Below are 24231 nucleotides of genomic sequence, written 5' to 3' on the forward strand. Positions count from 1 at the left end.
CTCCTTCACTCAGGAACCGACCCCCTGCGGGTCGGCCTGCCACGACCATGGCAGCGCCGCACACTTGTGGCCTGCGGTAATGCACGAACGTGATCGTCGTCACAAGGATCGCCGTGCTGAGGGGTAGTCGGCCCAGGTTGTGCCGGCGTTGCGGGCGTGGCGTTCGGTGGTGGTGTAGGCGTAGCCGAGGGTGTCGGCGGCGATGGCTGGTGGCATGTCGAGGACGAGTTGTCGTAGGGCTGCGTTGCGTGCGCCGCGGAGGTCGATGCCGGCGTCGCGGAGCTTGCCCATGAGGTAGTTCGGGTCCAGGGGGCGTGCGGGGCGGTAGCCGACGAAGAGCCAGGGCGAGTTCTTGCCGGTCGTGGTGTGGGTGTTGGGGCGGTCGGTGAGGTGGTCGCGGGCGAGGGCTGCGACGGGGCAGGCAGGATCGCGGGGTCATCGCCGAAGGTGATTGTGGGCGGGTCCGCCTCGAGATCGACGTCGTCGGTGGTGAGCTGGGTGATGCGGGCGATGGGTTGGGCGTAGAGGAGCAGCAGCACGGCGGCGAGGCGGACCGTGGTCGACCTGGTGGTGTCGTGCAGAGCCCGGGCGAGGAGCGTGAGGCGTTCGTCCTGGGTCAGGACGGGCACGGACTTGGCGAGGCGGCGGGGAAAGTCCAGGTCGGGCATCAGGTGGTTGCGGATCGCCCAGTGGGCGAAGCTCCGCGCGACGTATCGGGTGCTGGGGCCGGGCGCGAGCCAGGTATCGATGTGACCTTGCGTCGCTTCGGGCAGGGTCGCGCCGTGGTCGGCGAGGTGGGCGAGGAACTGTGCGGCGACGGTGATCTCCTGCTTGGCGCTGTTCGCCGCACCTGGCTTGAGGGTTCCGGCGTCGGCTCGCTGGCGCATGCGTCGCAGGTGGTGCCAGGTCGCGAAGCGTTCCAGGAACTGGGCGTGCTCGGGCGGGTAGGAAGGTAGCCGGGTCGCGAGCCAGCGTTCGAACGTGGCGATCGTGGTGTCGCGTTCGGGCAGGATGTGCAGCTGGGTCAGGAGCGCGTCGAGGTGGTTCGCGGTCGCGCGGACGGGTTCGGCGTCCAGGCTGGCGTGCGTCAGGGGCGTGGTGCCGTCGGCGAGGGCTCGCAGGATGCGGGTCACGTCGGGGTTGCGCAGCCAGATGAAGGCGTTACGGGGCCGGTCCTGGGAGCACAGGGCGTCGATCAGCGGGACCAGTTCGGCGCGGGGTTGTCCGGTGCCGTCGTCGAGCAGTGCGGTGAGGTCGTCGCGCAGGACGCAGCGTGCGCACTGGTGGTCGCGGCGGCGCTCGTCCTCGGCACCGCACCGGGTGCAGGTGAAGTCGTAGTCGATGCCGGCGCAGGGCGCGCAGACAGGATCGCCTGCACGTAGGCCGGGCAGGAGTCGTTCGGTGTGGCAGGCGGGGCAGGTTCCGTGCTGGCGGGTGGCGCGTTGGAAGCAGCGGCGGCAGACGAACCCTTCGGGCCAGCGCATCCCTCGAGGAGAGCCGGTGCGCTGGCAGCGTGCGCACTCAGGCATCGGGGCGCACCCGTGCCCGGCGTGGGCGTCCGACGGTGGCCATGTCGAGCACGGGTGCGCCGACGGCGACCTGTTCGGTGCGGGTCTGGACGTCGGTGGGGATGAGGTCGGTGGGGGTGCACTCGAGGATGTCGCAGAGTGCGGCCAGGACGGTGAGGTTGAGCCGTTCGGGGGTCTGGGTGACCAGGCGGTGCACCTGAGACGCCGAGAGCTCGATGCCACGCTCGGTCAGCAGCGGCACGAGCGCGGTGGTGGTGAACAGGCCGTTGGCGGCCATGAGCTCGCGCAGGCGCCAGCGGTAGGTCGGCACACGGGTCATCGTTCCTCCAGGGTCGATGGCAGCTGGTCCAGTGTCTTGGTCAGCGCCCTGGTCAGAGTGCGGGTGCGAAAGTCCGAGGAGACGCAGGTGTAGAGCGAGGTCGTGGAGGCGTGCTCGTGTCCGACCTGCTGCTGGACGAACAGCGCGTCGAAGCCCGACTCGATCAGGTGGGTCACGTACGACCGGCGCAGGGAGTGCATGTCCAGCCCGTCGTCCAGGCCCAGCTCGCGACGGTAGCGGGCGAACGTGCGGTTCAGCCCTGACAGGCCGATCCGTTCGCCGCGCTCGGAGGGGAACAGCGCCCGGTCCCGCGGGCCGGGGCGGTATGCGGGGCGGATCTCGTGGATCCACTCGGCCAGGGCCTCGCTCGTCCAGTCCCACACGGTCAGGACGCTGCGTCGCTTGGGCGGGGCGCCGCGCATCGCCTTGCCGTGCCGGACGTAGGCCACGCCGAACGCCCCGAAGCCGGGCGCGTGCGGGTTCGCCCCGAAGTCGGTGACGTCGAGCATGCGGACCTCGCTGCGTCGCAGACCGTAGGAGTAGGCGATCTTGAACACGACCGCGTCCCGGTAGGCAGCGAGCCATCCCTTGCGGCCCAGCGTCTGGGCGCGCAGTACCTGCTCGTCCGCGTGGTCCAGGAAGTCCTGCAGCTCGGCGTGGGTGAACGCGCGCTTGGTCGGCCGCGACTCGTTCGCCTGCACGTGCGCCACCGCGTTCGCCTCGGTCACGATCTGCACCGGGTGCGTCCCGAACCGCGCCTCGCACTCTGCCGCCCACCCGTAGGCGGGATCGGTGACGTACCAGCAGAACTGGCGCAGAGCACCCTGCACCGACCGCAGCGTCGAGTGCGCCACCCGGCGATGTACCCGCAAGTCCGTGAACCACTCATCCGCCAGCACCATCGTCCACACCCACGGCCACTCGTTGCAATACCCCTGGAACCGGCGCACCACCTGCTCACGCGCCGAGATCGTCGAGAACGCCAACCCACGCGCCAGCTGCTGCGACCGCCACCCGTCCAGCATCGCCTCGAACGTCGTCAACGCCGGATCGCGCACCACACGACCGGCCACTACCGGCAGCACGACGACGTTCCCACCCGGCCCCATCCGACCTCCACGACTCGCATCTGTCGCGAGATACTCGCATCAGATGCGATGAGAGGCAAGAGTCCGCCGGTCACAGGGCTGCGCGCCGCACACTCTGCCAACCCATCTGTGCGCCGTGCGACCCCATCGCGATGCGCGAGTCGTGCCGTTGCCGCAAGTCAAGCGGCAGAATTGAGCCTCGCGACCGGGGAAGTCCCAGCAGGGAAGGATGTCGCATCTGATGCGATACGCACTGGTTACTATGACATAAGTTACCTTATCGGCGCAGCGTTTGTGCTGGTCAGAAGTGGTTTCGGGCGCTCATCCCCGGTGGTCGAGCTCATCCTCGATGACCGCCTCGAGCTCGGCCGCGCTTGGCAGCACGCCGCGGGCCTCCTCGGGCAAGCCCTGGTAGTCCGCCACGGCGATGGGGTACCCGGGTGCCAGCCAGCGCGTAGCGCACCGTCGGGCCGGCCTTGCCCGTACACAGCAGGATCCCGATCGGCGGGGCGTGGACCTTGGGTCGCGGCGCATCTGGCGTCGATGAGCGCGATGTACGGGCCGTGCTGGCCATCGTGGGCAGGCCGACCGCGCCCGACGAGCGTGCGCCCGGCCGGCTCGCCCTGGCTCGGTCACGAGGCAGGGCGGCGCGCCTCCCTCGCCCGCCATCGCGTGCGCTCCGCCCTCGAGGCGCTCGATTAGACCCTGGGTCCACCGGAGAGCGGCGTCCGAGGTGTACGCCCACAGGCCTACGGCCTCGGCGTGGCGCTGCCAGTCGCCGTCGGGATCTTGCTCGTACACGCTCATGATCCGGACGCGCCGGCACTCGAACGCCTCAACTCGTTGGGTGGGTGGGTTGTGGGGTTGCCGCACTCGCCCAGGCGCTGAGTGTTCCAGGGTCAAGAGCGTCGTGGCTTCCTACGCCTCGGGCTGGTCGGCGATTGCAATCCCGCTCAAACTGGACCGGTCAGTTCCGAAGAGTGCATAGATGTTCTTCCCCACTCTGACGGATGACCGCGGGACACCAAGCGCGCACCACCAGATGCCGGCGCGAGGGTCGATCCGTGGCGAAGCCGCACCAACGGAGATCGTGTCGCCGTCGGCATCGATAGGCCTGAGCAGACGAAGAGCGTGGATGCGCGGGTTGGTCACAGCAGTGAATGTGTCGAGCAATCCGTGACTCAGGTCAAGGTACGAATCGATATCGCACAGCGCGCCGTCCTCGCCGAAGCCCACACTGAATCCGTCAGCAAAGGACAAATAAACCGAGGCAGGAGCGCTTGGAACGAGTTGCATTCCCTCCTGACCAAGACCGTCAACACGGAGCACAGTTGCAGGCTGGGCAAGCGTCACACTAACCGCGTAGTTCATGATATTTAGTCCCTGTGGAAGCCGTAGTGATAGATCTTACCCGTTCGGTGGTTGCCGACGATCCGGAAAGTGCCACTCGTTCCATTGTGGGTGCCTCGATGGCTGAAGGTAGTGAGCTTCCTGTTTTGTGAGTCGTAGTCTCGTTTTCCATGACGGACTATGGTCCTCACGGACCATCGATTGTACTGATAAGAACGGTTCGCCTTGATCGCCGAGCGCGTGTACCTCACCGACTTATTGACAGCTCGGTACATCTTGTATCCACGGTACGCAAGGTTTACCGCTCTGTATACTTTATATCCGGTCGCGAGCACGTTTAGGCCAGGGACAAACATTGCCGCCGTGGACGCGCCATCTAGAATGGCACTCCGGTGCTTCCAGGCCCACCTGCCGACCTTGCGCCAGTTGATCCGACCGTCGAGGTCGTAGCTGTTGATGGGGTCTTGTGGGTAGGTGTAAGCAGTCGTGTTGCCGCCGTCGACCGGGTCGACGCTGGTGAAGAGGCCGGTGGTGGGGTTGTAGAGGCGGGCGCCCATGAGGGTGAGGCCGGTGGTGTCTTGGGCGCGTTCCTTGCCGCCGAGCCAGCCGTAGGTGATGGTGCCGGTCTGGGTGGGGGTGGTGATGGGGTTGCCGTACTCGTCCCAGGTGCCGAGGGCTCCGAGCTGGAGGGGTTGGTCGATCGCGGGGAGGGTGATGGTGGTGGCGATGGAGCCGATGGGGTCGATCAGGGACAGGGTCGCTGCGGTGTCGGTGATCTCGAGGCCGAGGTCCCCGGCGATGGACGCCCCGTACCAGGTCGTGATCGAGTCCCCGGAGCCGGTGGTTTTGGTGGCGTAGCCGGGGTTGTCGCTTCCGTCGGTGTAGTGCCTCACCACGCTCGTCGTGGTGGTCCCACTGACGGTGGTGGCGGTGTGGCGACGCCCCGCAGCGTCGAGGGTGTAGGTGGTCGTGACACCGTTCTGGGTGAGGGTGCGGGCGGCGTCTGTGTCGTAGTACCCGATCGTCAGGTCCCCGGCCAAGGTTCCTGCGGGGGTGTCCGCAGCGGGGAGGGTGGTCTGGCGTCCGAGCGGGTCATAGGTGTAGGTCCCGGTCGTGTTGGCGCCGGTCTGGACGCGGTCTGCGCCGTCGTAGTTCCAGGTCTTGTCGATGTTCGTGACGGTGTCACTGGTGCAGTCGGTGTCGTGGGTGGTCGCGTTCTGGGTGAGTCGGTTGCCGCGCTGGTCGAAGCCGTAGGTGCGGGTGGTGCAGACCTCGCCGGTGGTGTCGGCGACGCCGATGAGGCGTTCGCCCTTGTCGTAGGTGAAAGTCTGGGTGCGCGCGATGCCGGTGTCCCCGGTCCCCGCGGTGGACGTCAGGGTGGTGGTGCGTCCGAGGACGTCGGACTCGATGGACCAGGCGAGCAGGTCCTGCTCAGGGTCTCCGGGCAGGGGCGCGCCGGTGTAGGTGAGCTCGGTGAGCTCCCCGGCGCGGTCGTAGGTCAGGTGCTGGGTGACGCGCCCGCCGAGCAGGGACTGGCTGGTCATGGCGCCGGTGGCGTCGTAGGTCGCGGTGAACTGCCCGGTGCCGGGGATCTTGACCAGGGTGGTGTACCCGCGGTGCTCGCCTTCGGCGTCGTATCCGTACTCGACCGACCGGATGGGGTCGGTCACCTTGGCGACACGACCGGCAGTGTCGTAGGTCGTGGTCGTGACGGCGCCGTCGGTGTCGGTGTAGCTGACGGCACGTCCCCAGGCGTCGTACCCGGTGGAGATGCGCCCGACCTCCGCGCCGGCAGTGTTGAGGGTGACGGTCGCGGCGACCTGCCCGGTGGCGGGGTCGTAGTCGGTGCGCGTGGCCGGGACCGGGGTCGACCCGGTCAGGCCCGCGGCGACGGTCGCGACCCGGACGGGGCGCCCGGCTGCGTCGTAGGTCGTGGTCGTGGTCCGTGACGTCGCGCCGAGCGCCTCCACGGACTCGCGCGGGGCGAGGTAGTAGGAGTACTTCGTCGTCGTCTCGACCGGAAGGGTCGGGGTCGCCTCACCGGTGCGGGTGGTGCACGCGAGCCCGGCCCACTCGGGCTTGCTCCCGCAGGCGGCGAAGACGCCGGTCTGGGTCGCCGCGGTGTAGTACCCGTTGAGGGTGGTGGCGGCGTCGGTGCCGGTGGCGCCGGGCTTGCGGGTCTCGACGACCTTGCCCTCGACGTCGTACCGGGTCGTGGTAACGATGTTCTGCGCGGCGTCGTCCATCACCGTCGTGGAGGTGGTGGCCTGCCCGAGGTACCAGCCGGAGGTGGGGTCGGTGTGCGGCACACCGTTGATCGCGTCATAACCAGACTTCGCCTGGGACACGACGCTCTCACCGGTCGCCACCGCCACGCTGGTGTCGCTGCTGCCGGTGAGGGCGTCGGCCTCGGTGACGGTGACGGTGGTGGGCAGGCGGTAGGCGATGCCGGTCTTGGGGTTGACTCCGTTGTTGGGTGCGCTCTGGTCGTAGTCGGTGTGGGTGTGCTTGCGCACGAGTCCGTTGTTCGTCTCGCGCGCCGGTTCCCACACGTCGGTGACCAGGGTCCCGGCCGGGGTCAGGACGGTCCCGGCGGCGATGGTGCCGCCGTCGTGCGTGATCGCGGTGGTGGCCTTGATGTCCGGGTTGTAGCGGGTGATGGTGGCGTAGGAGTCGATGACCTCGGTCGCGAGCTGACCCTGGTCCGCGGTCAGGGCTCGCAGCTGGGCGGTGGCCTTCTGGTCGAGCTCGTGCACGGTGCGTCCGCCGGTGTCGTACCGGGTCGCGGTGACCTGCCAGTCCCCCGCCCCGAACGCGGCGGTGTTGACCACGCGCCCCTCGGCGTCGGTGTACTGCAGATCCGCAAACGGCCAGTCCCCCGCTCCCACGTCTGCGGGTGCGGACCCGGCGACCTGCTGGCGGTCGGCGGAGAACACCGCGGCCCCGTACGTCGGGGGCACCTCCTGCCCCCACGTGGTCGTGTCGGCGGCCTTGAGGCTCGGCAGGGCGGTGTTGGTCGCGGTCGGGTCGATCCCGTACACGAACCGGGACAACCGCACGGTGTCGCCACCGGCAGTAGCGGGGGCCCGGTCGACGGTCAGCAGCGACTTCGCGTCCTGGGACGAGGGTCCGTAGGTCAAGGTGTACGGCGCGAGGCCGGACGGGGTGACGGTGGTCAGCAGCGGCTGCCCGGACGTCGAGGTGCCGGTGTAGGCGTAGCTCGTGGACAGTCCGACGCGCGGGTCGCTCACCTTGGCCAGGCGCTTGGCGGAGTCGTACTCGTAGGTCGCCACGACGACCGTGCTCAGGCCCGGGCCGCCGGCCTTGTCCGGGTCGTAGGCGGTGTAGGAGATCTGCTTGACCTGCCCGGCAACGTCGACGCCTGCCGTGGTGGGGGCGTACGTGATGTCGATCGCCCGGCATCCGGGGTTCAGTGCTCCCGTGGCGGGGCACGTGACCCCGGGCGGGACGGGGGCGAGGATGCGGGTGATCTTCTTCGTCGTGGCGTCACGGGTGAACGACGTCGCCCCGGCGGTGCCGGGCTCGGTCACCGACGCCGGCATCCACACCCGCTCACCGTCAGCGACGTGTGAGTACGTGAACCGGGTGACGGTCCCGTCCTCCTCGGTGAAGTCGAGGGTCGCCGCAGTCCCGGACCCGGTCAGGGTGAGCGTGGCACCGACCGTGGCGGTGTCCTCGTCGACCGGGGTGTACTGGCCGGGCTTCATCGCGGTCTTCGTGCCACCCGGCTGGCGGAAGACCAGAGCCCCGCCCTCGTCGTCGACCAGGGAGATCGTGCCGTCCACGTCCGTGGAGTCCACGACCTCGAACCCAGCGATCCCGATGTCGGTGCCGTCGAACGACGCCGTCCACCCCGGCCCGAACACCGACGTGTCGTCCGTCCCGGCCTGGGTGGAGTAGGACCGCGAGACCGACAGGTCGCCCACGTACCCGGGCACGGACACGTCCGTGGCGGAGGTGTTGAACTCCCCCGTCCACAACGCGACCTGCCCCGGGCCCGCCTCGGCAGTCGGGTAGTTGTCGCCAAAGGCGTGCGGCACCCGCACCACCGACGAGCGCGACGTCGTGTCCTGGTTCCAGGTGCAGCGCACGATCCCGGACGCGGAGTAGGTGAAGCACACCTGCACGTCCAGCAGCACCGGCACCCGCGACTTGCCCAGGGACTCCGCTGCGGCAGCGGCCGACCACTGCTTGCTCACGGCCACCGCGGTGTTCGCCGCGACCGCGGGCAAGTCGGTCGCCTTCGTCCACCCGGTGGTCGAGCCCTTCGAAGCGTCATAGTTGGCGGGCTCCGCCGTGCCCGCGGCGCGCCACCAGATCGACGGCGTGACAGTGCCCGACGCGGTCGAAGGACCACTGGCCTTGACCTGGAACGTGTCGGTCGACTTCAGCCCGGTCACCGGCGATGCCAGCGCGGCGCCACCGGAGCCGAAGCCGAACGTCGTCTCCGCAGACGCCCACGCGGCCTTGTCGATCGCCCGCACCTTCAGCGTGTGCGCACCGTTCGCCGGGTTCCAGGAGATCGTCGCCGAAGGCGCCGTACCCGCTGTCGCGGCGATCGAGGTCCACGCGCCGCCGTCCAGGGAGTACTCGAACCGGACCACGTCCGTCGAGGTCGACTTCACCGTGAACGCGTTCGACGACGGCGGCGTGTCCTTCCACTGCCCACTCGTGTAGCCCGTCGCTGTGACCGTCGGCGTGCTCGGCTTGACCGTGTCGATGGTGAAGTTCCAGCTGCCGTAGTTCTTGGACGTCAGGGAACCGTCATTGGCCCATACCCGGGCGGTGTACGTCGTCCCACTGACGAGCGCTGGAACCGACGTCGACGGGATGAACTCCGAACGGCCGCCCGAGGCCACCGTCGACCCCGAGTACTGATTCCACACCACCGTGCTGTTCGCCCCCAGCACCGAGAACAACCCCTTGACGTTCCCCCCGTCCGGGTCGGAGACGACCGAGTAGAACCGCGGCCGTACCGTCTTGACATACAGCACCCGGTTGGCGTCCGTCGAGCTCGGCCACCACGCGTACTCCGCCGTACTGCCGTGACCAGCATTGGTCGGCTTGTTCGGGTAAGAGTTGTAGGTGATCGTCGCCGTGGGGATGTTCGTGCCGTTGTCGGCCGAGTTGAACTTCTTCCATCCGTACGAGTCCGTCTCCGACGCCGCCAGCAGCGCGACCCCGGCCGTCGTCGAGGTGCTGTCCGCCCACGCCTGCGCGAGCGACACGATCGGCACCTGCGACCAACCGTCCGCGCACGAAGCGCTATACCCGCGCGTGTCGCTCGACGTCGCCCACCTCGAACCCAGAGCCGGCTTGTTCGTCCACCGCGTCGCCGTCGAAGCAAGATTGGACGACCAGACCTCCCATCCGCGCGCAGTGCAGGAGTAGGAGTGGAACTGGTACATCTTCAACGTCGCGCTCGTGACCTTCTTGCCCCGCAGCGACGTGATCGGGAAGTGGATGATCGGCCGGGCGACCACCCCACCACCGTTGTACGTGCCCATCTGCAGGTACGTGCGCGCCGAGGTGTCGACCGTCGCGTCCGTCTGGACGTAGGTGTCGAAGCCCTTGCTCAACGTCACCTGAGGATCGATCACCACCGGGAACTCGGTCTCGGGGTCAGCCAGCAGAACCTCCACCCCGGACAGCTCAACCTGCGCCGTCGAAGAGTCCGTGACCGTCACCGACTCCTCCAGGGTGACCGCAGCCGACAACGGGTCCGCCTCGACCGGATCCACCGGACCAGACTCACCGGCGGGTGCCTTCGCCACCGGTACCTGCGCCGTCTCCTGCGCGTCCCCGTACAGCACGTCCAGCTCAGGCAGCGGCGCCAACCGCGGCGCAGCCGGATCGATCACCACAGCCGGTTCCAGCAGAGAGTCCGGGCGGTGCTCCTCCACACGCGCGTCCCACGCCAGCGGCGTCGCACCCACGCCCACGACCTCGCCCGAGTCCGACGTCACCTCGAACCCACCGTCCGAGGTCGCCGCAACGGTCCCGCCCTCGGACGTCACCACGAGGGCGTCCTCCATGGCGGCTTGCGCCGCGGCCTCGTCGTGCGCGACGAAGTACTGCTCGAACCCGCTGTTCGTCGCCTCGACCACCAGATCCAGGCCCTCGCCCACACCCTCGTACGTCGCACGCCGGCCCTCCAGCACCGGTGCCGGCAACGCACCCGTCCAGTGCATCGCCGAGACCACCCCCGTCTCCGGGTCCGTCACCGACGCCAGCTCCACCAGGCCGTCGTCCGCGGCCTCGGTGGCACCAGAGATCTCCAGCCCCGACACCGCCGCGACCGGGCGCACCACACCGTCGTCCCCGGCCTCGAGCGTCAGGTCGACCTGCGCCCAGTCCTCTTCCACGGTGCCGTCCCCGCCCGTACGCACCCACACCGGCCCGGATCCCTGCTGCGCCGTCCACTGCCCGTTCGGCAACGCCCACACCGAACCGAACTCCGTGCGCTGAGACAAGTCCTCCACAGGCGCAGCAGCCAACCGGGCGTTCACCATCGCCGAACCCGAGTCCGGCGCCGTCCGCGGCACGTCCGCCGGATCCACCGCAGCCGGCTCAGCCATCACCTCAGCAGGAAAAGGAGAGGCCGCCGCCGGCGCCGGGAGCGAGACCACACCCACGCTCAGCGCGACCACACCCGCCAGCGACGCGACCGACGCGCGCCACGCGCCAGGAACACCAGAGAACGACACCAAGAACGCCACAGCGAACAGCCCGATCGTTCCGCGGCGCACACCAACGCGCCGAGACCCAGCCCACACCCCCTACGGGCGAGCCCCAGCCTGGTCCGCGAGCGCGTGACCAGCGAAGGTGGTCGGAGCATAGCGACGTCGGAACCGCGCGATCGCCCCGTCCGCGGGTGAAATCCTCACCGCGCAGCACCCATGGTCATGTTCAGCGATTCATCCGAACTCTGCCTGCGTGCCCCTCCCTGTGGTTTCCCACGACGCGAGCGCCGACACGCGTCAGTACGTCGTGCCCATGAGCTCGTGGACCTCGGCGAGCGTGCGATCGGCGATCGCGTTCGCGCGGGCGTTTCCCTCGCGCAGCACGTCGAGCGGGTCGGGCCCGTCGCCTGCGGCGACGGCACGACGGCGCGCCCGGAGGGGGCGGAGGTGCTCGACGAGAGCCTCGGTCACCACCTGCTTGAGGCGGCCCGCCCCGGCGGCACCGACCTCGTCCGCGAGCGCCTCCGGCGTCGTCCCGGCCGCGAACGCGCCGAGGGTGAGGAGGTTCGCGACCTCCGGCCGGCGCTCGGGCTCGTAGGTCACGTGCCGCTCGGAGTCGGTGCGGTGGCGGCGGACGAAGCGCGCGGTCGCGTCGTCGTCGTCGCGCAGCTCGAGCGCGTTGCCCGCGGACTTGCTCATCTTGCGGCCGTCGGTGCCGAGGACGGTGGGCGCGGGCGCGAGCAGGACGTCCGGCTCGGGAAAGTACGGCGCGGCGGCGTAGCGCTGGTTGAAGCGCCGGGCGATCGTCCGCGTGAGCTCGACGTGCGGGAGCTGGTCCTGCCCGCCCGGGACGAGGTTGCCGTGGCAGAACAGGATGTCGGCGGCCTGGTGCACGGGGTAGGTGAACAGCAGGCCGCTCATGGGCCGCCCCTGCCGGGCCGCCGCTGCGGCGGCCTCGGCCTTGACCGTCGGGTTGCGCTCGATCTCGGCCGTCGTGACGAGGCTGAGGAACGGGAGCAGGAGCTGGTTGAGGGCGGGGACGGCGGAGTGGGCGAAGATCGTCGTCCGGGCGGGGTCGATCCCGGCGGCCAGGTAGTCGAGGACGACCTCGCGGACGGTGCCGCGCAGGTCGCCGGCGTCGTCGCGGTCGGTGATGACCTGGTAGTCGGCGACGACGAGCACGACCTCCACGCCGTCGTCCTGGAGCCGGACCCGGTTCGCGAGGGTGCCGAGGTAGTGGCCCAGGTGCAGCGCGCCGGTCGGGCGGTCTCCGGTGAGGACGCGGAACCCGGACGGGTCGGCCGCGAGGCGCGCCTCAATCTCGGCGGACCGCTCTCGCGCGGCGGCGACGGACGCGGTCGAGGACGGCGGTGCGGACGAGGGACCTGCCGACGGCGCGGTGGCGGACGGGTGGGTCGTCTCGGTCGGGGCGAGGGCCGTGGTCATGGTGCTCTCCTTCGGTGGGGAGCCACGCACCACGCCCGGTCGAGGACCGGACCGGCCCGGACATGACGACGTCCCGGCTGCGGCGCGCAGCTCGGGACGTGGGCAGGACTGGTCACGGCTGCGGGGGCAGCCACCACCAGCTCTGCGTGATCATGCGGCTCACTCTACGCCCGACCGGACGGTTGCCCCGTCCGCCGACGGTGAACGCCGGACGGCCACCGCGGCCCCCGGCGTTGACCCCACATGGGACCTCTCGACGACTACTCGCGCACCGTCTCCGGCGTCGCGGCACGGGTCATGCCCGCGGTGGCGGCGCTGCGCCTGCGGCACGGCGGGCGCGAGGCCGGCGGCTCGGCCGTGGTGATGACGCCCGACGGGCTGCTGCTGACGAACGCCCACGTGGTCGGCCCCGCGACGGGCGGCACCGCGGCGTTCTCCGACGGCACGACCCGCCCGTTCGACGTCGTCGGCACGGACTCGCTCTCGGACCTGGCGGTCGTGCGCGCCCGGGGAGAGACGCCGGACCCGGTGTCGCTGGGCGACGCGGACGAGCTGGTGGTCGGGCAGCTCGTCGTGGCGATCGGGAGCCCGCTTGGCCTCTCGGGGACGGTGACGGCCGGCGTCGTGAGCGCGCTCGGGCGCTCGCTGCCGACGCGGGACGGCACGGCGGCGCGGATCATCGAGGACGTGATCCAGACAGACGCCGCGCTCAACCCGGGCAGCTCGGGCGGCGCGCTCGCGACCGCCGGCGCGCGCGTCGTCGGGATCAGCACGGCGGTCGCGGGCGTCGGGCTCGGGCTGGCGGTCCCCATGAACGCGACGAGCCGGCGCATCGTCGACGCGCTCGCCCGCGACGGGCGCGTGCGGCGCGCGTACCTGGGCGTCGCGAGCCAGCCGGTCGCCGTCGCGCCCGACCTCGCCGCGCGCACGGGCCACGACCGGGCGCTCCGCGTGGTCCACGTCGTCCCCGGGAGCCCCGCCGACACCGCCGGGCTGCGCGTCGGCGACCTGATGATCCGCGCGGGCGGCACCGACACCGTCGAGGCGCAGTCGCTCCAGCGCCTCATGCTCGACGAGGCGATCGGGCGCCGCCTCGAGATCACCGTGCTGCGGGGCGAGGCGATGGTCGACGTGGTCACCGAGCCCGTCGAGCTCGGGCGGTCCTGAGCCCCCGGCGTTCGTCGAGCGCGTCCGTCGGGGAGGATGGACCCGTGCCTGAGATCTCCGTCGACAACGTCACCGGTCCCGTCGCCTACCACGCGGAGGGCCCGGTGTGGTGGCCAGGCTGGGGCGGCCTGCGGTACGTGGACATGCTCGCGGGCGACCTCCTGACGCTGCGGCCCGACGGCGGCGTCGACCGTCTGCACGTGGGCGACTACGCGGCCGTGGTGCGGCCGCGGACCGGGGGCGGGTTCGTCGTCGGGCTCGCGCGGTCGGTCGCGGTCGCGGACGGCGACGACGCTCCGGTGCGCACGCTCGCGACGCTCGTCGACGACCCGACGGTCCGCCTCAACGAGGGGGCAGCCGGACCCGACGGCGCGTTCTACGCGGGCGGCCAGGCGGAGGGCGAACGGCCGAGCGCGCTGTACCGGGTGGAGGCCGACGGGTCGTCGCGCGTCGTGCTCGACGGCATCGAGGTGTCGAACGGGCTCGGGTTCTCGCCCGACGGGTCGCGGGCGTACTACGTCGACTCGGCGACGCGGCGCCTCGACGTGCTCGACGTCGTCCCGGCCGCGGAGGACCCGCGCGGGCTCGTGCGGCGCCGCCCGTTCGTGGAGATCGACCCCGACGACGGCATGCCCGACGGCCTCACGGTCGACGCCGAGGGCGGTGTCTGGGTGGCGCTGTGGGGCGGCGGGGCCGTCCGGCGCTACTCCCCCGACGGCACGCTCGACGCCGTCGTCCCGCTCCCCGTGTCGCAGGTGAGCGCGTGCACGTTCGGCGGCGACGACCTCGACCGCCTGTTCGTCACGACCTCGCGCCAGGGACTGGACGACCCCGACGCGGACGAGGCCGCGTCGGGGTCGCTGTTCGTCGCGGACCCGGGGGTCCGGGGGCTCCCGGTTCTCCCGTTCGCGGGCTGACCGGGGCTGCGGGTCCTCAGCGGACGGCGTCGCGCACGCGCTGCTCGGCGCGGCCCAGGCCGTCGATCTCCAGGGTGACGACGTCGCCGTCGCGCAGGTACGGGAAGCGCCCGGACAGGGCGACGCCCTGCGGGGTGCCGGTGTTGATGAGGTCGCCCGGCTCGAGGACCATGTACTGCGACAGGTGGTGCACGAGGTAGGCGACGTCGAAGATCATGTCGGCCGTCGTCGAGTCCTGACGGGCCTCGCCGTTGACCCAGGACCGGAGCCCAAGGTTCTGGACGTCCACCTCGTCGGCGGGGACGAGCCACGGGCCGAGCGGGTTGAACGTCTCGCAGCTCTTGCCCTTGGACCACTGCCCGCCGGAGACCTTCATCTGGTAGTCCCGCTCGGAGACGTCGTGCGACAGGACGTAGCCCGCGACGTGGTCGAGCGCCTCCTCGGGCGACGACAGGTAGCGCGCCCGGCGTCCGATCACGACGCCGAGCTCGACCTCCCAGTCGACGGTCGTCGCGCCGGGCGGCACGAGGACGTCGTCGTACGGGCCGACGACGGTGTTCGAGTGCTTCCAGAAGACGATCGGGACGTCGGGCGGCGTCGAGCCGGACTCGGCGGCGTGCTCCGCGTAGTTCATCCCGATGCAGACGACGGCGGTGGGCCGGGCGACGGGCGCTCCGACGCGCAGCTCGTCGGCGCCGTCGAGCACGGGGAGCGCGCCCGCGGCGAGCGCCGCGCGGACCCGGCCGACACCGTCGGCCGCGAGGAACGCGCCGTCTATCTCGGCGGTGAGCGGGTCGAGCGAGTAGACGACCCCGTCCTCGCGGACGGCGGGACGCTCCTGGCCGAGGGGGCCGAGTCGGACGAGCTGCACGGGTAGGTCTCCTAGGTTGGGGCGGGTGGCGCGGGTCCTCAGGCGAGGGCGCGCGCGTGGTCCGGGTTGACGATCGACGGCACGGGGCGGCCCGCGAGGAAGTCGACGGCGTTGCGCGCGGTGTGCACGGGGAGGTCCTGCATGGCCTCGGGCGAGAACCACGCGGCGTGCGGGGTGAGCAGCACGTTGTCCAGCGTGCGCAGGCGCGAGTCGGCGGGCAGCGGCTCGGTCGCGTAGACGTCGAGCGCGGCCGAGCCCACGTGGCCGGACGCGAGCGCGTCGGCGAGCGCGTCCTCGTCGATGAGCGGCCCGCGGCACGTGTTGACGACCCGCACGCCCGGCTTCGCGGCGGCGAGCGTCCGGGCGTCGAGCAGGTGGCGCGTCGACTCGGTGAGCGGGGCGTGCAGCGTGATGACGTCGGCGCGCGCGACGGCCTCGTCGATCCCCACGGCCTCGTGCCCGTCGGACGCCACGGCCTGCGGGTCGACGAACGGGTCGTGCACGAGCACGCGGTAGCCGAGCGCGCGGGCGGAGCGCGCGACCTCGGAGCCGATCCGCCCGTACCCGATCACGGCGACGACGGTGCTGGACAGGCGCGCGGCGTGCTGCGCCGTCGGGGCCCACGTGCCGGCGCGCAGCGCGCGGTCGTAGGCGACGAGGCCGCGGTCGAGCGTGAGGATCATCGCGACCGTGTGGCTCGCGACCTCCTCGATGCAGTAGGTCGGGGTGTTCGCGACGGCGACGCCGCGCTCGGTGGCGGCCGCGACGTCGACCATGTCGTAGCCGATGCCCATGCGCGAGACCATGCGCACCCCGCCCGGCCCGGCGACGGCGTCGAGCACGCGGGCGGTGATCGGGGCCCACTGCACGACGAGCGCGGAGGGCGCGGACCCGCTCGCGGCGGTCTCCTCGACGGCGGCGATCACCTCGTCCTCGGTGCGCGCGGCGGCGCGCACGGCCCGCAGCCCGGCGGCGGTCAGGGTGTCCTCGCACGCGGTCCCGGGCAGGTCGCAGTCGGTGATGACGACGGTGTCGGCTGTCATGCGAGGGATGCTATAGCAAATAGCACCTTCGACCAACCCTCGGGCCGGTCGGATGCTATAGCGTGGGCTCATGACCCTTGCCCCGGACGGCGCCCGCCGCCGCCTCGCCCTCGTCACCGGCGCCAGCTCCGGCATCGGTGCCGCCACCGCCCTCCAGCTCGCGCGCGACGGGCACGACGTCTGGCTCACGTACACCGGCGGCGAGGCCGGCGCGCGCGCCACCGCCGCACGCTGCGAGGAGGAGGGCGCCGCGACCCGCGTCTCGCGCCTCGACCTGCGCGACACCGCGTCCGTCGAGGCGCTCGTCGCCGAGGTCACCGACGCGTGGGGGCGCCTCGACGTGCTCGTCAACAACGGCGGCGTGTGCCCCTACCGCGCGCTCGACGACATCGAGCTCGACGAGTGGGACCTGGTCATGGAGACCAACGCGCGCGGCACGTTCGTGCTGTCGCGCGCCGCGCTCCCGCTGCTGCGCGCGGGCCGTCCGTCGCCCGTCGGCGCCACGGTCACGCCCGACGAGCGGACCGCGCGCGACCGCGCGATCGTCAACCTCTCGTCCATCGCGGGCGAGCAGGGCGCGCTCAAGACCGGCGTGCACTACGCCGCGAGCAAGGCCGCGATCCTCGCGATCACGCGCTCGTTCGCGCGCATCCTCGCGAGCGAGGGCATCCGCGTGAACGCCGTGGCCCCCGGCCCCGTGACGAGCGCGATCACCGACCAGCTCGCCCCCGACGCCCGCGCCGGGCTCACCGCGTCGATCCCCCTCGGGGACTTCGGCGCGCCCGACGACGTCGCGTGGGTCGTCGCGTCCCTCGCCTCCCCGCGCGCCGGGTTCGTCACCGGCGCGACGTACGACGTCAACGGCGGCGTCCGGATCGACTGACGCCCCGCCCGCCGCACACCGCGCCCACCCCTGCCCGAGGAGGCACCCATGAGCACGTCCCCGTCCGCCGTCGTCACCGCCCAGGTCGACGCCTTCAACGTCCGTGACCTCGACGGCTTCTGCGCGACCTACGCGCCCGACGCCGTCGTCAGCGGCGTGACCCCCGAGCCGATCGTCGGCCGCGACGCCCTGCGCGCCTTCTACGCGAGCCGGTTCGAGGACACCGCGCTGCACTGCGTCATCGACGCGTCCGTGACGTTCGGCGACCGCTGGCTCGTCGCGCGCGAGTTCGTCACGACGTCGAACGGCACCGGCGAGACCATCGCGACGTTCGAGGTCCGCGACGGCCTCATCACCCGCGCGAGCATGGTCAAGGGGTGAGTCGATCACGTGCAACCGGGCAGCGCAGCCGGTTCTCGAGCCGGACTAATCCGCGGGTACATCGCCGCGGGGAGATCTTCTTTCGCCGCGAACAGTTCGAACTCGAGAGCGCTTATGTCGCGAAGTGGCCACGCCCCCACCTGCGCCGTCGGTACCCTCGTCGGGGTTCGCGTGAAGAAGAACGCTGGATTCAATATTGGACAGCTGCATCTTCACGTTAAGCGCCTTCCCTAGTCCGTTATGTAGAATCATCGGTGTGCGAAGCAAGAGTGACGAGTTCTCATTACGAAACTTGAACGTGTAGAAGCGACCCGTGCGATGCTGCTGAAAGTTCCCCACCCCACCGCAGTCATATAGGTCGCGGAGCACATCACGCACCTGGCCGGCCCCGATGTCGTACTCGTCCGTGGCAATCTCCAGGAGGTCGCCGAACGTAAAGACATGCGTACCGTGCTCCCGAATCAAATCGAGAACGATACTCGTCTGAGGAATCTTCTCCTGATCAGTACTGTTGAGAATTTCGTCCAAGAAATAGTCGTGCGCGTAGTTCTTTAGACCCGCGAGAACCGACTCGTTCGAGACCGTGTGTTCGTCGCGACCTCCTGGATACAGGTGAGGAGGCGCAGTAAATCCCTAGGAGTGTAGCGCGTATAGCTCAGGAGATATGCGGTAGTCTCGGCGCGCTTCGCGCCCGCCTTTCCTACAAGCTCTATCCGCGGTGGAAGAAACTCATGAATTACGTCTTTGACCTCCGGGAGAGTCACACGCGCCTTGCGGTTGACAAGTTGTACGAGATGGCTGCGCTCGGGTCGCTTCGTGTCTTGATACCAGTTCAGCCGAACCCCAAAGTCCTGCACGAGCTTGTTGAGATTGGCACTGGGAATCCTGGCGAGAATGTCGTTTCGACACGCGACGACGAACTTGTATTGCTTCCCCTCCTCCGCCAGCTCGCTGTTTAGGTCTGCTGCTGCCTCTATCAGAGAACCCAGGATGCGTAGACGATTCTCGCTCCTGAAGACGATGTCGTCCAAGCCGTCAACGCACACTAGGTACTCGCGGCGAGGGAACACGTCCTTCACCAGAACTAGGAGCGACTCGGCCAGTCCTGCGACTGCGCCGCTCGAACCTTGCTCGGCCTGGCCAATCGACCCCTCAAAAAGCCCCAGCTTCGCGCCTGCACCCTTGTTGGACACCTTTAGGACTAGGCTTCTCATGTCCCCCGCTGCGAGAAGCCCATTCTCCTTTAGCCGATCGACAGCTTTCCAGAAGTCCTTGCCAGGCGAACCATGCGATACGCCGAGGTCGCCGATCATCGCGCGAAGCAAGGTCAGCAATAACAGTATTCTCCACGTGGTTGGGAACCGGCTCACGTCGGTCGCGCCGCCTGAATCAATGCTGGAGAAGTCCGCGAAGGGAAAAGACCCCATCCGGACGATGGTGATGGACTCATCTCCGCGCTCAGTCGCGCGCATATGCTCCAGGACTGCAGTCTTTCCCGCGCCCTTTCTGCCGATCAGGAGAAAGTGTCGGTTACGCAACAACTCGTTCGCTTTATGCAAATCGAGGTAGCCTTGCACCAGCAGGTTGGGCTTGCGCGCGAGCTCTTCGCGCGCGTCCGTTGACCCAAAGTCAATGCTGCTGAAGCGCATCTTTGCCTCCGTCGCAGACCGGCAGACTCCATGGCGGAGCGAGAGAGCCGCCCGAGGTGCGATCGTAGTCGGATCCTGAGGGGCGTAGCGGGTGAACTCTCCACCAACCGTACCCGGCCCGATACGCCAATCGGTGACACGCTTGTGCAGGACGCGATCCGGGCGGTTGGACTGGAGCAGTGTGCAGGTCAAACGCGCGCCATCGTTGAGAAGCCCTGTTGGCCTCGGAGGTGTAGCCCCTAGATCCCGTAGAGAGCGTCGAGGTCGGGGTCGTGGGGCGGGTTGCCGAACGACGCGGTCCAGGCGCCGTCCGCGGCGATCGACTGGCCGGACACGTAGCCGGCCTCGTCGGACAGCAGGAACGCGACGAGGGCGGCGATCTCCGCGGACTCGGCGATGCGGCCGAGCGGCGGGCCCTCGGCGAGGGCACGCTCCTCGGCGGCCGGGTCGGCTGCGCGGGCGATCTGCGCGTCGAGGTGCGGGGTGCGCACCCCGCCCGGCGCGACGGTGTTGGCGCGGATGCCGTACCGCCCATAGGTCACCGCGACGGAGCGCGCGAGCGCGTCGATGCCGCCCTTGGTCAGCTCGTAGGCGGCGTGGTCGGCGAACGCGGCGCGGCCGTGGATCGAGCCGATGTTGACGATCGACCCGCCGCTCACCTGGTCCGTGAACGCCTCGACCGCGGCGGCGCAGCCCCAGAGGTAGCCGAGGCCGTTGATCTCGACGACGTCGCGCGCGTCCTGCTCGACCCGTGCCGCCCGCTCCGGGTCGGCGAGCGCGTGCAGCGGCGTGCGGACGGTGATGCCGGCGTTGTTCACCCATCCGGCGAGCGGCGCGAGGTCGCGCGCGGCCCGCGCCGCCTCGCGGTGGGTCTCGCGGTCGCGCGAGTCCCCCAGCACGACGGCGGCGCACACCCCCTCCTCGACCGTCCCCGAACCGGGGGTGCGCTCCAGCCCGACGACGGTCCACCCGTCGACGGTGAGGCGCGCGGCCACGGCGCGGCCGATGCCCTTGCCGCTGCCGGTGACGACGACGCTACGGTTCTTGCTCGCGGTTCCGTCCATGAGTCCGGTCACGGGGTCGCCTCCAGGTAGAAGCGTTCGGGGTCGAGCGTGAAGCCCAGGCCGGGCGCGTCGGGCGGGGTGGCGTTCCCGGCGTCGAACACGGGACCGCCGCGCACGAGCAGCGGCGCGGGGTCGTAGGGGTTGCCCGCGGGTGAGCGGTCGAACGTCTCGACGCCGATGCCCGCCGCTCCGCCCAGGTGCACGCTCACCTCGGGGTACACGTGGCTGGACACGACCTTGCCCTGCGCGACCCACGCGCGCACGAGCGGGTCGGCGACCGTGATGCCGCCGATCGCGACGACGTCGACGCGCGGCACGTCGAGCACGCCCAGCGCGTCGATCCGGGCGAAGACCTCGGGTTCGGTGACCTCGTCGCCCACGGAGAGCGGCAGCCCGGACGCGTCGCGGACGCGCGCTGCGCCGACCGCGTCCTCGGGCAGCAGCGGGTCCTCGAGCCACGCGAGCGCGGGCGCGCTCTCCCCCGCCGCGCCCGTGACACCCCACGCGTCGAGGTCCGCGAGCGCCTCGTCGGCGTCGCGCCAGCCGAAGCCCACGTCGACGACGACGCCGCTGCGGCCTGCGACGGTCGGGCGACCGGTGACGTCGGGCAGCTCGGCGCGCAGGATCGCGAGCAGGTCGCGCATGAGGGCGCGGTCGGGCGAGCGCGAGATCTTCAGCAGCGGCCACCCGGCGCGCGCGTGCGCGAGTACCTCGTCCGCGACGTCGCGCGCGGTGCGTCCCGGCGTCGGGTACGCCGCGACGAGGATCGCGGGACGTGGCACAGCGGCCGCCGCCTCGGACGAGACGTCGCCGGGACTCCCGGCGACGGCACGTGACGGAACACCTCCGTCGCCGCCGACACCGGGCTCCGCGGACCCGGCGAGGTCCGCGCCGTCGTCGAGCAGGGACCACACGGGGCGCCCGGCGAGCCGGCCCGCGAGGTCCCACAGCGCGACGTCGACCAGGCCGATCGCGCGCCGTACGAGGCCCACGCGACCGACGATCGCGGACCCGCGCAGGGCCCCGTCCCAGGCGGCGCCGACGCTCCGACGCGCGGCGACGCCGTCGGACGCGACGACCTCCCGACCTACCACGTGCGGGGCGACGAGCCGGTCCACGAGCTCGGCCATGGGCGCCTCGCGCGTGAGCGCGTACGACTCCCCGGCGACCGTGCGGCCGTCGTCCGTCTCGGCGACGACGCGCACGCCGACGTACTCGCGGCGCTCGACCGTCATCGCGCCGAGGCGCAGCGGCTGCGGCAGCGGGACGACCGTCGTCGCGGTGCGGACGGCGACGACGCGCGCGGCGGGCCCCACGCTCACTCTGGCTTCTTGGCGAGCGGCACGCCGTAGTCGACGAGGAAGCCGCCGTCGACGTAGACGGTCTGGCCGACCATGTACGCGGCCTGGTCGGACACGAGCCAGCTCACCGCGTTGCCGATCTCCTCCGGCTGGGCAAGCCGGCGCGCGGGGATGCGCGCGAGGATCGTCTCCTCCGAGAGCGTGCCCTGCGCGACGCCCTGGCGGAACACGCCCGTGTCGATGTACCCGGGGGCGACGGCGTTGACCCGCACGCCGCGCGCGGCCCACTCGGCGCCCGCGGTCGCGGTGAGCCCGATGACGGCGGCCTTGGTGGTGGAGTAGGGCGCCCGTCCCGCGGAGCCGCGGGCCGAGACGGACGAGATATTGACGACGGCACCACGACCCGCCGCGAGCATGTGGCGACCCGCGGCCTGGAGGCACGCGAAGACGCCGTGCAGGTTGACGTCCACGACGGCCGACCACTCGTCCCAGGTGAGGTCCTCGAGCGCGCGGTGGCGCTGGATGCCCGCGTTGTTGACGAGCGCGTCGATCCCGCCGAACGCCGCGGCGAGGTCGTCGAACGCGGCGCGCACGGCGGCATGGTCCGTGACGTCGAGCGGGGCCCACACGAGCCCGGGCGCGTCGGGGACGGCGCCGAGGTCGAGCGCGGGGAGGTCGTGCTGCACGACGTCCGCGCACACGACGCGGAACCCGTCGGTCGCGAGGCGCTCGGCGACGGCGCGGCCGATGCCGGCCGCTCCCCCGGTGACGACGGCGAGCGGGACGCGCGGGGCGTCGGGGGCGGGAGTGGTCACTGGTCCTCCTCGGGGACGGGACGGGTCGGGGGCGCGGCGGACGTCGGTGCGGCGGGTGTCGGTGCGGCGGGTGCGGCGTCGCCGGGGGGCCAGGCGGCGGCGTCGGCGAGCACGTCGTCGACGACGGCGCACGCGTGCCGCTCCAGGCGTTCGAGCGAGCCCGGCGCGAGCGGCGACTGCCACGCCTGGTAGGCGCCGACGTCGTACGCCTCGCGCGTGGGCAGGTAGACGAAGCCGGGGCCGTTCGTGAGGTTCGCGACGACGACCGGCCGCGCCCCGGCGTGGGCGCGCACCGTGCGCTGGAGGCGCGAGTACGCCTCGCCCGGGTGCGCGACGAGCAGCGCCTCGCCCACACGCCACACCCACGTGGGGTGCTGGACGGTCGGGCCGGTGACGTAGCCGTCGCGCAGGTTCCGGGCGCGGCGCAGGCGCTCTTCGCGCGAGCGCGGGTCGATGCTCGCCCACTCGGCCTCGAGCTCGTCCCACGTCGGGAGGTCGCGCAGGTCGAGGGCGACGGGCTCCGCCACGGCGGCGAGCGTCCGGGCGTCGGACCGCGCGTCGGTGCCGGTGTCGGTGCCGGTGCCGGTGCCGGTGCCCGTGCCCGTGCCGGTGCCAGGGAGCGCGGCCGACGGCGCGGGCTCCCAGACGGCGAGCGGCGCGCCGGACTCGACGACGTGGGTCAGCTCGAGCTCCGTGCCCGGCGGCGGGAGCTCGGCGAGCGCCGCGAGCACGGCGTGGCCGAGCGACGTGCCGTGCCGGTCGGCCACGGCGGTGTCGCCCGTGTACTGCTCGCGCGGGGCGAGCTCGCCCGACGCGCCCTGCAGGAACGCGACGGGGGCGCCCGTCTCGCGCTCGACGAGGTCGCGCATCGCGCCCACGTAGTCGGGCGAGACGAGCCGGTTCTGCCAGGCGAGCGTCGTCGGGTGGCACGCGTAGTTGACGATCGTCGCGAGGGTGACGTCCTCGCCTGCGGGCGCGGCGCCGTCGGGCCGGGTGTCCGTGGCGGGCGAGGGGCGCGCCGTGAGCCGCCCGACGACGACCGTGTCGTCCGCGGGGTCGGCGCCGGGCGAACGCGGGGTGCCGGCGTCGGGGTTGAAGCCGACGAGCGGCCGGGGCAGCGTGCTCTCCGCAGCGGCTCCCGCGGTCGTCCCCGCGTCCCCGCCGGCGCAGCCGTCGAGCAGCGCCTCGCGGTTGGACGCGAGGCCGCAGCGGCCGGTCGTCCACTCGAGGGTCGCGGGCCGGAGGGCCGCGATCGCCTCCACGGCGGCGTCGGCCGCTGCGCGCGCGAGGTCGTGCAGGTAGGCGACGCCGCGTTCGCCGCCCGCGAGGTCGGCGTCGCCCGAGCACAGGACCGGCCCGGCGTGCGTGTGCGAGAGCGAGACGAGCAGGCGCTCGACGGGCAGCCCGGTCGCGTCGAGGACGGTCGCGCGCAGGGTCGCCTCGTCGTCGACCCGCCGCCACCAGGTGCCGTCGATCGTCACGAGCACGAGCGGGTCGGAGGCGCCGTCGGCCGGGGTGCGCTCCTCAGCGAGGGCGACCGCCGTGAGCGTCATGGCGCGGTGCGCGCCCTCGGAGACGTCCCAGTCCGCCGGGCCCCAGTTGCGCGCCCGGATGCCCGGGGCGGGCGTCACGTCGCGGACGGCGACGCCCGCCAGGCCGACGAACGCGGGGACGGGGGCCCGCGTGTGCAGGGCGACCATCGCA

17 protein-coding genes are annotated in these 24231 nt (G+C 71.3%); 4 read left to right on the plus strand and 13 right to left on the minus strand.

Annotation, left to right across the window (positions count from 1 at the left end; genetic code table 11):
- Positions 1-5 precede the first annotated feature (5 nt).
- The 6 genes from AC6CH9_RS00525 to trpS form a co-directional block, all read right to left on the minus strand.
- Positions 6-1484, minus strand: a complete 1479-nt coding sequence (locus AC6CH9_RS00525; RefSeq protein WP_498153151.1) for a site-specific integrase — start codon at positions 1482-1484, stop codon at positions 6-8.
- 37 nt (positions 1485-1521) lie between these two features.
- Positions 1522-1848 (minus strand): helix-turn-helix domain-containing protein, encoded by a 327-nt coding sequence (locus AC6CH9_RS00530; protein WP_498153152.1) that lies wholly within the window; start codon positions 1846-1848, stop codon positions 1522-1524.
- Complete coding sequence (locus tag AC6CH9_RS00535) at positions 1845-2957, minus strand: tyrosine-type recombinase/integrase (protein ID WP_498153153.1); 1113 nt, start codon at positions 2955-2957, stop codon at positions 1845-1847. The genes AC6CH9_RS00530 and AC6CH9_RS00535 overlap by 4 nt, the downstream gene beginning before the upstream one ends.
- 897 nt (positions 2958-3854) lie before the next feature.
- Complete coding sequence (locus AC6CH9_RS00540; protein ID WP_170227283.1) at positions 3855-4307, minus strand: hypothetical protein; 453 nt, start codon at positions 4305-4307, stop codon at positions 3855-3857.
- A 5-nt stretch (positions 4308-4312) separates the two neighbouring features.
- Positions 4313-10789 (minus strand): DNRLRE domain-containing protein, encoded by a 6477-nt coding sequence (locus AC6CH9_RS00545; RefSeq protein ID WP_498153154.1) that lies wholly within the window; start codon positions 10787-10789, stop codon positions 4313-4315.
- A 498-nt stretch (positions 10790-11287) separates the two neighbouring features.
- Positions 11288-12436, minus strand: a complete 1149-nt coding sequence (trpS, locus tag AC6CH9_RS00550) for a tryptophan--tRNA ligase (RefSeq protein WP_498153155.1) — start codon at positions 12434-12436, stop codon at positions 11288-11290.
- Positions 12437-12679: 243 nt separating this feature from the next.
- On the opposite strand from trpS, the gene AC6CH9_RS00555 reads away from it, so the two are divergent.
- Both AC6CH9_RS00555 and AC6CH9_RS00560 read left to right on the plus strand, forming a co-directional pair.
- Positions 12680-13603, plus strand: coding sequence for a S1C family serine protease (locus AC6CH9_RS00555; protein ID WP_498153156.1), 924 nt, complete (start codon positions 12680-12682; stop codon positions 13601-13603).
- A gap of 44 nt (positions 13604-13647) precedes the next feature.
- Entirely contained in the window at positions 13648-14520 is an 873-nt protein-coding gene (locus tag AC6CH9_RS00560; RefSeq protein ID WP_498153157.1) for an SMP-30/gluconolactonase/LRE family protein, read from the plus strand.
- Positions 14521-14536: 16 nt separating this feature from the next.
- Here the strand turns inward: AC6CH9_RS00560 and AC6CH9_RS00565 are convergent, their stop codons facing one another.
- Positions 14537-15391: a fumarylacetoacetate hydrolase family protein gene (locus tag AC6CH9_RS00565; RefSeq protein ID WP_498153158.1), complete on the minus strand. Its 855-nt coding sequence runs from the start codon at positions 15389-15391 to the stop codon at positions 14537-14539.
- A gap of 38 nt (positions 15392-15429) precedes the next feature.
- Positions 15430-16434, minus strand: coding sequence for a C-terminal binding protein (locus AC6CH9_RS00570; RefSeq protein ID WP_498153159.1), 1005 nt, complete (start codon positions 16432-16434; stop codon positions 15430-15432).
- A 70-nt stretch (positions 16435-16504) separates the two neighbouring features.
- Here AC6CH9_RS00570 and AC6CH9_RS00575 point away from each other — a divergent pair, with 70 nt between their 5' ends.
- Together AC6CH9_RS00575 and AC6CH9_RS00580 are read left to right on the plus strand one after the other, a co-directional pair.
- Positions 16505-17317 carry an SDR family NAD(P)-dependent oxidoreductase gene (locus tag AC6CH9_RS00575; RefSeq protein ID WP_498153160.1) on the plus strand — a complete coding sequence of 271 codons (813 nt, stop codon included), beginning with the start codon at positions 16505-16507 and terminating at the stop codon, positions 17315-17317.
- A gap of 48 nt (positions 17318-17365) precedes the next feature.
- Positions 17366-17698, plus strand: a complete 333-nt coding sequence (locus AC6CH9_RS00580; RefSeq protein WP_498153161.1) for a nuclear transport factor 2 family protein — start codon at positions 17366-17368, stop codon at positions 17696-17698.
- A gap of 551 nt (positions 17699-18249) precedes the next feature.
- On the opposite strand, the gene AC6CH9_RS00585 is transcribed toward AC6CH9_RS00580, so the two are convergent.
- The 5 genes from AC6CH9_RS00585 to AC6CH9_RS00605 form a co-directional block, all read right to left on the minus strand.
- Positions 18250-19347: a P-loop ATPase, Sll1717 family gene (locus AC6CH9_RS00585; protein ID WP_498153162.1), complete on the minus strand. Its 1098-nt coding sequence runs from the start codon at positions 19345-19347 to the stop codon at positions 18250-18252.
- Positions 19348-19586: 239 nt separating this feature from the next.
- Positions 19587-20423 carry an SDR family NAD(P)-dependent oxidoreductase gene (locus AC6CH9_RS00590; RefSeq protein ID WP_498153163.1) on the minus strand — a complete coding sequence of 279 codons (837 nt, stop codon included), beginning with the start codon at positions 20421-20423 and terminating at the stop codon, positions 19587-19589.
- Positions 20420-21733 (minus strand): enolase C-terminal domain-like protein, encoded by a 1314-nt coding sequence (locus tag AC6CH9_RS00595; protein WP_498153164.1) that lies wholly within the window; start codon positions 21731-21733, stop codon positions 20420-20422. The genes AC6CH9_RS00590 and AC6CH9_RS00595 overlap by 4 nt, the downstream gene beginning before the upstream one ends.
- Positions 21730-22527, minus strand: coding sequence for an SDR family NAD(P)-dependent oxidoreductase (locus tag AC6CH9_RS00600; RefSeq protein ID WP_085388495.1), 798 nt, complete (start codon positions 22525-22527; stop codon positions 21730-21732). The genes AC6CH9_RS00595 and AC6CH9_RS00600 overlap by 4 nt, the downstream gene beginning before the upstream one ends.
- A complete protein-coding gene (locus AC6CH9_RS00605; RefSeq protein WP_498153165.1) occupies positions 22524-24227 on the minus strand; it encodes a hypothetical protein in 1704 nt (567 codons plus the stop codon). The genes AC6CH9_RS00600 and AC6CH9_RS00605 overlap by 4 nt, the downstream gene beginning before the upstream one ends.
- Positions 24228-24231 lie beyond the last annotated feature (4 nt).

The organism is Cellulosimicrobium sp. GQ32, from assembly GCF_059758455.1.

Coding starts and splice junctions, on each gene's coding strand:
- AC6CH9_RS00525 (WP_498153151.1), bottom strand. CDS start 1,484: ATGCGCTGGCCCGAAGGGTTCGTCTGCCGCCGCTGCTTCCAACGCGCC.
- AC6CH9_RS00530 (WP_498153152.1), bottom strand. CDS start 1,848: ATGACCCGTGTGCCGACCTACCGCTGGCGCCTGCGCGAGCTCATGGCC.
- AC6CH9_RS00535 (WP_498153153.1), bottom strand. CDS start 2,957: ATGGGGCCGGGTGGGAACGTCGTCGTGCTGCCGGTAGTGGCCGGTCGT.
- AC6CH9_RS00540 (WP_170227283.1), bottom strand. CDS start 4,307: ATGAACTACGCGGTTAGTGTGACGCTTGCCCAGCCTGCAACTGTGCTC.
- trpS (WP_498153155.1), bottom strand. CDS start 12,436: ATGACCACGGCCCTCGCCCCGACCGAGACGACCCACCCGTCCGCCACC.
- AC6CH9_RS00555 (WP_498153156.1), top strand. CDS start 12,680: ATGGGACCTCTCGACGACTACTCGCGCACCGTCTCCGGCGTCGCGGCA.
- AC6CH9_RS00570 (WP_498153159.1), bottom strand. CDS start 16,434: ATGACAGCCGACACCGTCGTCATCACCGACTGCGACCTGCCCGGGACC.
- AC6CH9_RS00575 (WP_498153160.1), top strand. CDS start 16,505: ATGACCCTTGCCCCGGACGGCGCCCGCCGCCGCCTCGCCCTCGTCACC.
- AC6CH9_RS00580 (WP_498153161.1), top strand. CDS start 17,366: ATGAGCACGTCCCCGTCCGCCGTCGTCACCGCCCAGGTCGACGCCTTC.
- AC6CH9_RS00585 (WP_498153162.1), bottom strand. CDS start 19,347: ATGCGCTTCAGCAGCATTGACTTTGGGTCAACGGACGCGCGCGAAGAG.
- AC6CH9_RS00605 (WP_498153165.1), bottom strand. CDS start 24,227: ATGGTCGCCCTGCACACGCGGGCCCCCGTCCCCGCGTTCGTCGGCCTG.